We start from the raw sequence: 7,098 nt of genomic DNA, 5'->3' as shown, positions 1-7,098 counted from the left end.
TTACCCGCTGTCATCGCTGTCAGAGTATAGAGGAATTAGTCAATTTAGTCTTTGCTTGGCTGCAAAAACGCCGGTCCTTCCCGGTGGAACGTCAGGTGTATGCGCTTCCCCTCGCCGCCTAGCACTTGCCATCGAGTGAGTTTCTATTTAGGTGCTGGGTGTTAGGTATTGGGGGTTAGTTTTTCCCCAGCCCCTAGCCCCGAACACCTAGCACCAAGGAACCCCACCCATGCCAATACGTAAAACCGTTCCCGTAGAAAACACCGCCCAAGCCTATCTCGAACTGCTGCGCGCTATGGGCGTGAAATACTTCTTTGGTAATGCGGGTACCGATTTCGCTTCACTGATTGATGGTTTTGCCAAGTTTGCTGCCGAAGGCAAGGCTTCACCCTACCGGGTTCAAGTGCCACATGAGTTCGTGGCCGTAAGTATGGCGCATGGCTATCACTTAGTGACAGGCGAGCCGCCGTGAGTCATGGTGCACACCACGGTCGGTACCGCAAATGTGATCTGTGGCTTGATCAATGCTGCACGCGCGAACATTCCGATGGTGTTAAGTGCCGGACGCACGCCGATTACCGAAGTGGGCAATCTTGGCAGTCGGGATTTGTTGATCCATTGGGCGCAGGAATCCTTCGATCAAGCGGCGATGGTTCGTGAATATGTCAAATGGGATTACGAACTCCGGTCATTCGATCAACTTGAAACTGTCGTTCGTCGTGCGTTTTCGGTCGCCATGAGCGAACCACAAGGGCCAGTATATCTGACTTTTCCACGTGAAGTCCTTGCCCAAACTCACTCTGAGTTCACGTACCAAGATGGTCCGGCGTTCTTGCCAACAACGGCACCGTTTCCTGATCCTCAGCGAATCGCCGAAGCGGCAGCAATGCTGGCTGAAGCAAAGTACCCTTTGATCATTACCCGCACGTACGGACGTCACCCGGCTGCGGTGTCGGCTTTAGTAGCACTCGCAGAGTCTTTTGCTCTCCCGGTGGTTGAGTATCCCTTCGCTGCCCATGTCAATTTTCCAGCTGGACATCCGCTACATTTAGGCTTCGAACCAGGGACGCTTCTTCCAAAAGCAGATGTCATTATCGTCATTGACTGTGATGTTCCCTGGGCACCGGCCATACACAAAGCCAACCCAGATGCGCATGTCATCCATATCGGTGTTGATCCACTACACAGCCGCTACCCGATTTGGGGATTTCCGACGACTCTCGCGATCGCCGGAGATTCTGCAGTTGCGGTCTCACAACTGACCACAGCCTTGCAGAAGCTTCGTACCGGGCGAGAAGCAAACATCACGCAACGAGGGGATCGTCTGAAGAAAGAACATGACGCATTGCGTAGAGCCTGGCGACAAGAGGCCGACGAGAAAGGACGATCGCAAGTGTTGACGTTCGAGTGGGTCTCGCACTGCCTCAATCAACTCAAAGACGACAACATGATCTTCGTCAATGAATATGACCTCAGTCTGCGCCACATCGAGTTCAACACACCTGGTTCATATCTGGGTTTCTCGCCCGCAGGTGGACTTGGTTGGGGCGTCGGAGGCGCACTGGGAGTGAAGCTCGGTGCACCAGATAAAACGGTCATCTCAGTCGTTGGTGACGGCACCTACGTTTTCGGTGTTCCGAGTGCATGTCACATGGTGTCCGCCATGCATAATCTGCCGATTCTGATCATTATCTGTAACAACGGCGGTTGGAACGCCACACAAATGGCCACACGTGGTGTACATCCACAAGGCTGTGCAGTACGCACAGAGAACTTTCCCTTTGGTCGCTTTGGTGTACAACCCGCCTATGAAATGTTCGCCCAAGCCTGTGGTGGTCACGGTGAAGTTGTTCACACACCGCAAGAACTTCCCGCAGCGCTGCAACGTGCGCTCAAAGTCGTGCGAGAGGAAAAACGGCAAGCGTTGATTAATGTGGATTGTGGGAACGTGCGAGGGTTTGGGATTTCTTGAAGACAAGCCGTCAGCGTTCAGTAGTCAGTAGGAACAAACGCTGAAGGTTGAACACTCAACGGCAAACACGTTCTATTTTCGTTCGCTATACCCAAAGCCTCTTCACGTTCTATTCTCTAATTTTCATTCTACTCTCGCGAAATACTTTTGGTTATTTTTCATACTCCCTATAGAATCTCGCCTACGTGCCGATCTTTTTCCTCCGGGGCAATAATTTTTGATCTGATCTCGGTATTCAGTCGCGGCATGTAGTTTTGCTAGTGCGGCAACTTACACGTTGACGGGGGTACGACATGATCGCAAAGAGAATGGCAGCCTATATTGTGAGTGGACTGTTCGTCAGCAGTACCGGTCCAGGCTGCACGATGCATCAGCTTGCATCTACAACCACAGTCAGTCAGAGCACAAAAGATCGGACACACGTACCACTGTCTCGTGCTGCAGATGTAGCCGTTGCCCATCGTAAACCGCAACCCACTACCGCTACACCCACACGAAATCGTCGCTCACTCGGGACATTTACCATGCGCGCCTATACGCATTATGGAAACCGACGATCGCGGACGGCAAGCGGAACCCTTCCTGTGAGTGGCCGTACGATCGCGGTTGATCCGCGCGTCATTCCTCTTGGCACAGTCATTGAGATTGAAGGTATCGGGAAGCGCGTTGCCGAAGATACCGGAGGCTCCATCAAAGGAAAGCAACTCGATCTCTTCCTGCCATCGGTACAGGCGTGTACGCAGTTTGGGGTGCGCTCGCGGAAAGTGTATCTCGTTGATTAATCGAACTGGGGCGTAGTGCACTACGCTCGCCTGCAGTGCTTATAGCAATTTGCCATTGCGTTTATCCAATTCTCAGCTTTCGACCCTCACCATAGCCCTCTCCCTAGCAGGGAGAGGGAACTTGGTGCGACTTGCGAGTAGCGGTAGAAAATGCCCAGGACAACCGCTCTATCTTCGCTTTTTTCCATTCTTCTTTGCTTTGGTTGGCTGCGTTTTCTTCACTTCACTTCTTGTTGATGGGGTAAAAATTCCCCGCTCTTGCATCAGCCGCACCTGGCGATCGATGACTTCAGTTTTATACTCGGCATGGTGCATCGGCTTACGTTTGAGCCACAGGTTCTTGGGATAAATGGGTTTTTCATAGATCAGCGAGATAACCTCGGTACGCAGGTCTTTCATCCAGTTCATCAGCGGCGAACGGGCACGAAATTCACGGAGCGACTCAATATCGATCACCCCGCCACAGTACGACGACCCAGCACCGTAGTCATGCCGCGCAACAATGAGGCCGCGATAATCGACAATCATCGAGTGGCCGCCAAACGTATCCACAGGTAGTGGCGAATCCGGCAGCAGATAATAGGTGCCAAGATTCGGCGCGACCATGTAACAGGTATTATCCAATGCACGCGCCCGGTTTTGAATTTCCCAGGCTCCGTTACTCACATGCGGTTCGGGATAAGCTGGACGACAAATCACTTCGGCACCGTTCATGGCCAGACCACGAATCAACTCGGGATACGAGCCTTCGTTGGCCATGCAGATACCGATCTTGCCAATTTCTGTATCTGCTACTGGAAAGAAAGCATCCAGCGATCGCCCATGAAGTTCGATCCATTTGTCCCAGACATCGTGTGGACACACAGAATGTTCGACTGGAAACAGCGGTGAATTCTTGCGATGTCGAAGAACAACTTTGCCTTGCGGAGAAATCATGAACACGTTGTTAAAAAACAACCCAGGGAACTCTGGCTCGCGTGACTTTGCTGTAGCAACGATATACGCATTGAACTCCTTGGCCAGTTTCCCCAGCATATCGGTCTCGGGGCCGGGAATATCGATGGCGATTTCATTGGCATACTTCTCGTGATCCCAGTCAAACACTTCGTCAGTGAACCCTTGTAGAGCCCCTTCGGGAATGACGATCAGTCTCACAGGTAGTGCTAAGCTCGACAACCAACACGCACCGGCACAGACTTCATGCAAGTGCTCGATGTTGGTTTTGATTTGCTCCCGTTTCAGCACGCCGCGCACGGTTGGTGAAATACCGACCGCAGTGTATGCCTCGATTGCCTTTGCCATCGTTCCCTCCTTTTTGACAAATGAAATCGCGGCGGACGATAGCATGGTACCACGCACATCAGGAAGCCCTCCTTGAGCACTCAGCAGGAGCCCTCTACAAAGGAGAGGTATGGAACAAACGATGCTTGAAACGCCCACAACGGTACCAGGTGGCAACCGGATTCCTATTGTCGCAATCGTTGGTCGCCCCAATGCAGGGAAGTCGACCCTCTTCAATCGCCTATTGCGCCAGCGCAAAGCAGTAGTCGATAATACCCCAGGAGTCACCCGCGATCGCAACTTTGCTCAAGCCATGTGGCAAGGACAGCCAATCCTTTTAGTTGATACTGGTGGGCTCGATTTTGATGACGCTGACGGCCTGAATTCTCGGATCCAAGAGCAAACTCGCCTTGCGATCAGTGAAGCAGACGTCATTATCTTCCTCTTCGATGGACGTGAAGGTTTGAATCCCGCAGACGCTGAAGCTGTAGATCTTCTTCGCCGCACTGACAAGCCAACGTTCTTCGCAGTCAACAAAATTGATGGTGATAAACAAGAAGCGAGCGCGGCAGAGTTCTTCGCTCTCGGGCTCGACCCTCTATATACGCTCTCCGCCGCACATGGCCGCGGCGTCAGTGATCTCATGGAAGCTGTCGCAGAAACATGGCAACAAAAGGAACCCCACGCCAAAGCTTCCGCACCCAACACCCAACACCCAACACCTAACACCCCTCTTCATGTCGCGATCGTCGGGCGCCCCAACGTCGGCAAGTCATCATTACTCAATCGCCTGGTTGGCTTTGAACGTTCGATCGTTGATTCAACTCCCGGCACTACGCGTGATGCAATTGACAGCTTAATCGAATGGGATGGGCAGCAGATTCTCCTGGTAGATACTGCCGGTGCACGACGCAAAACCAAGATTCACGAACGGATTGAACAAGCCAGTGTCCTCATTGCTCTCAAAGCCCTTGAACGGGCGGAGATCGGTCTGCTGGTCATTGATGGAGTTGAAGGGATTACCGACCAAGAGGTGCGCCTTGCTCGGTATGCCTGGGACCGCGGACGAGCACTCGTGCTAGTGGTCAACAAATGGGATGCCGTCCCAGCCGAGAAGAAAAACCAAACCCGCTACGTGGAAAATCTGCATTACATGGCACCCATCACCACGTCACTACCAGTGGTGTTTCTTTCCGCGCTCACCGGTGCTCGATTGAGCAAGCTGCTTCCCGTGGTCATGCAAGTGGCAAAGGCCCATGCGCTACAGTTACCAACGACGCAGTTGAATCGTAGCTTTCAGGAGTGGACGAGACGCACGCCACCACCGAGCTTCAAAGGCAAGCAGCCAAAGATCTTTTACGTGACGCAAGTTGGCACCAAGCCACCTCAGCTTGTCCTGTTTACTGGCGTCCCCGAAGGCATCACTCCAGCCTACGAGCGCTATCTCGAAAATCAGTTACGGGCGAATTATGACTTACTCGGTACACCAGTGAAATTAAGCTTCCGCGCCCGGAGGAAAGATGAGGCCATCCCGGAACGCGCAGAGCATGCCCAACGCTGATCACTCGCTGTTCTCTATGCGGTAGACCAGTCCCCGCCTCACAGCCGTTTGATGAATGCACTGACGTCCTTGGCAAACCGTTCCGGCTCTTCCCAGTGTGGATCATGCCCCGCTCCCTTATAGACGAGTAACTGAGAGTTCGAGACCGTCGACTTGAGCAGGTCCTGATCGCCACGAGGGCAAAAGGCATCCTGGTCACCCCAGACAATCAGTGTTGGTGCAGTGATCTTCTCCAACTCGCTGGACCAATCTTCTTGCAGAAAGGTCGAGAAGGTCGCCTGCCACACGCGTGCCGGGACTTTGAGACTTTCATTCACCACCGTCTCGAAAAATGTGGGAGAAACCGGTTGGGCCAAGGTACTCTGTTGAAACTCGCGAATCACCTGCGGATCAATCGGGTCAGTAAGCGTTGAGACTACCGTCTCCCAGAATTCCCGCACGGCTGGGTTCTTGGGCAAGCTGACGGATGCTCCCACCAGCATGAGTCCGAGAAGCCGCTCAGGATAATCCAACGCAAAGCGTTGTGCCACCCCACTCCCCATCGAATGACCAACAATCACCGCTTGTTTGATCTGCAGTGCATCCATGAAGGCGGCGATATCGGCAGCGAAGTTGCGAAAGCTGTAGCCGCCCAATGGTCGATCGGCATCTCCATGCCCACGTTGGGTCAGCGCAAAGGTATGAAGGTTTGGCGGCAGGTAAGGCAGCACCAGCTCAAACGAATGCCAGGAGTCGGTGACACCGTGCAAGAGAATCACGGGTATACCGTGAGGGTCACCTTGTTCAACGTAGGGAAGTGTCACGCCGGTAGATAATGCCAACGATTTGCTTGTGAAGGTCATACACACCTCTTCTCTGGGAAAATGCAGATCTTTTGCTCTTCTTCCTTGGTTTGCGATCCTTACCCTGAACTTCTTCTGTACTGTTCGGTACCAACCGTAGCATTGGGCAAAGGAATTCCCTCTCCCTCCGGGAGAGGGTTAGGGTGAGGGGACCTAAAGAAAACTACTATTTTCTCCCCCTCATCCTGTCCTTCTCCCGGAGGGAGAAGGAACCCTTTGACGTATCTTCGTGATGAGGACAGAGAACTACTTGCTCTCTCTTATAAAATCCGTTTTCGCTTTATCACTCCTTGTCGCGATGAAGTAACTATTATGCCCATCATGGGGTAGGCGTTTCACATCGACATGGGTAAAGCCCGCCTCTACCAATAGTGTCCGCGCCTGTTCTTCCCCCCACATCGCGCCAAGGCCTTCGCCGTTGAGGGCCAACGACACGGTCATGCAGTGCATACATGAGATGGTGTACAGCATCGGTCCCATTGGATGATTCAGGTTCTTATGCACGTGGCTCGACGCATCGATGTCCGGCATGCTGCGTTTTCTGGACCAAAATGATCACCGATTCTGATGCAACGTGATCATCGATTCTGATGCAAGTTGATCAGTGATTCTGGTTCAACGTGATCAGTAAGACACCGAAACCAGAATGGGTGATCAAGT

Annotated in this window: 7 protein-coding genes; 4 read left to right on the top strand and 3 right to left on the bottom strand. The window is 52.7% G+C overall.

Annotated features, from left to right (window positions below):
• Positions 1-229 precede the first annotated feature (229 nt).
• The 3 genes from FJ147_26110 (at position 230) to FJ147_26100 (ending at position 2,754) form a co-directional block, all read left to right on the top strand.
• On the top strand, positions 230-472 hold the full coding sequence (locus FJ147_26110; protein ID MBM4259361.1) for a hypothetical protein: 243 nt from the start codon (positions 230-232) through the stop codon (positions 470-472).
• Positions 473-475: 3 nt separating this feature from the next.
• Positions 476-1,972 carry a thiamine pyrophosphate-requiring protein gene (locus FJ147_26105; GenBank protein ID MBM4259360.1) on the top strand — a complete coding sequence of 499 codons (1,497 nt, stop codon included), beginning with the start codon at positions 476-478 and terminating at the stop codon, positions 1,970-1,972.
• Between the two features lie 293 nt (positions 1,973-2,265).
• Positions 2,266-2,754 carry a hypothetical protein gene (locus tag FJ147_26100; GenBank protein ID MBM4259359.1) on the top strand — a complete coding sequence of 163 codons (489 nt, stop codon included), beginning with the start codon at positions 2,266-2,268 and terminating at the stop codon, positions 2,752-2,754.
• Positions 2,755-2,922: 168 nt separating this feature from the next.
• On the opposite strand, the gene FJ147_26095 is transcribed toward FJ147_26100, so the two are convergent.
• Positions 2,923-4,056, bottom strand: coding sequence for a hydrolase (locus FJ147_26095; GenBank protein MBM4259358.1), 1,134 nt, complete (start codon positions 4,054-4,056; stop codon positions 2,923-2,925).
• A 109-nt stretch (positions 4,057-4,165) separates the two neighbouring features.
• On the opposite strand from FJ147_26095, the gene der reads away from it, so the two are divergent.
• Positions 4,166-5,596, top strand: coding sequence for a ribosome biogenesis GTPase Der (gene der, locus FJ147_26090; GenBank protein MBM4259357.1), 1,431 nt, complete (start codon positions 4,166-4,168; stop codon positions 5,594-5,596).
• Positions 5,597-5,634: 38 nt separating this feature from the next.
• On the opposite strand, the gene FJ147_26085 is transcribed toward der, so the two are convergent.
• Positions 5,635-6,438, bottom strand: a complete 804-nt coding sequence (locus FJ147_26085) for an alpha/beta hydrolase (protein ID MBM4259356.1) — start codon at positions 6,436-6,438, stop codon at positions 5,635-5,637.
• A 246-nt stretch (positions 6,439-6,684) separates the two neighbouring features.
• Positions 6,685-6,969 (bottom strand): hypothetical protein, encoded by a 285-nt coding sequence (locus FJ147_26080; protein MBM4259355.1) that lies wholly within the window; start codon positions 6,967-6,969, stop codon positions 6,685-6,687.
• Between the last annotated feature and the right edge of the window lie 129 nt (positions 6,970-7,098).

The sequence above is a fragment of the Deltaproteobacteria bacterium genome, assembly GCA_016874775.1.
GTDB lineage: Bacteria > Desulfobacterota > Binatia > Bin18 > Bin18 > VGTJ01.
Note: the sequence above shows the minus strand (reverse complement) of the source record. Positions and strands in the feature narration are given on the sequence as shown.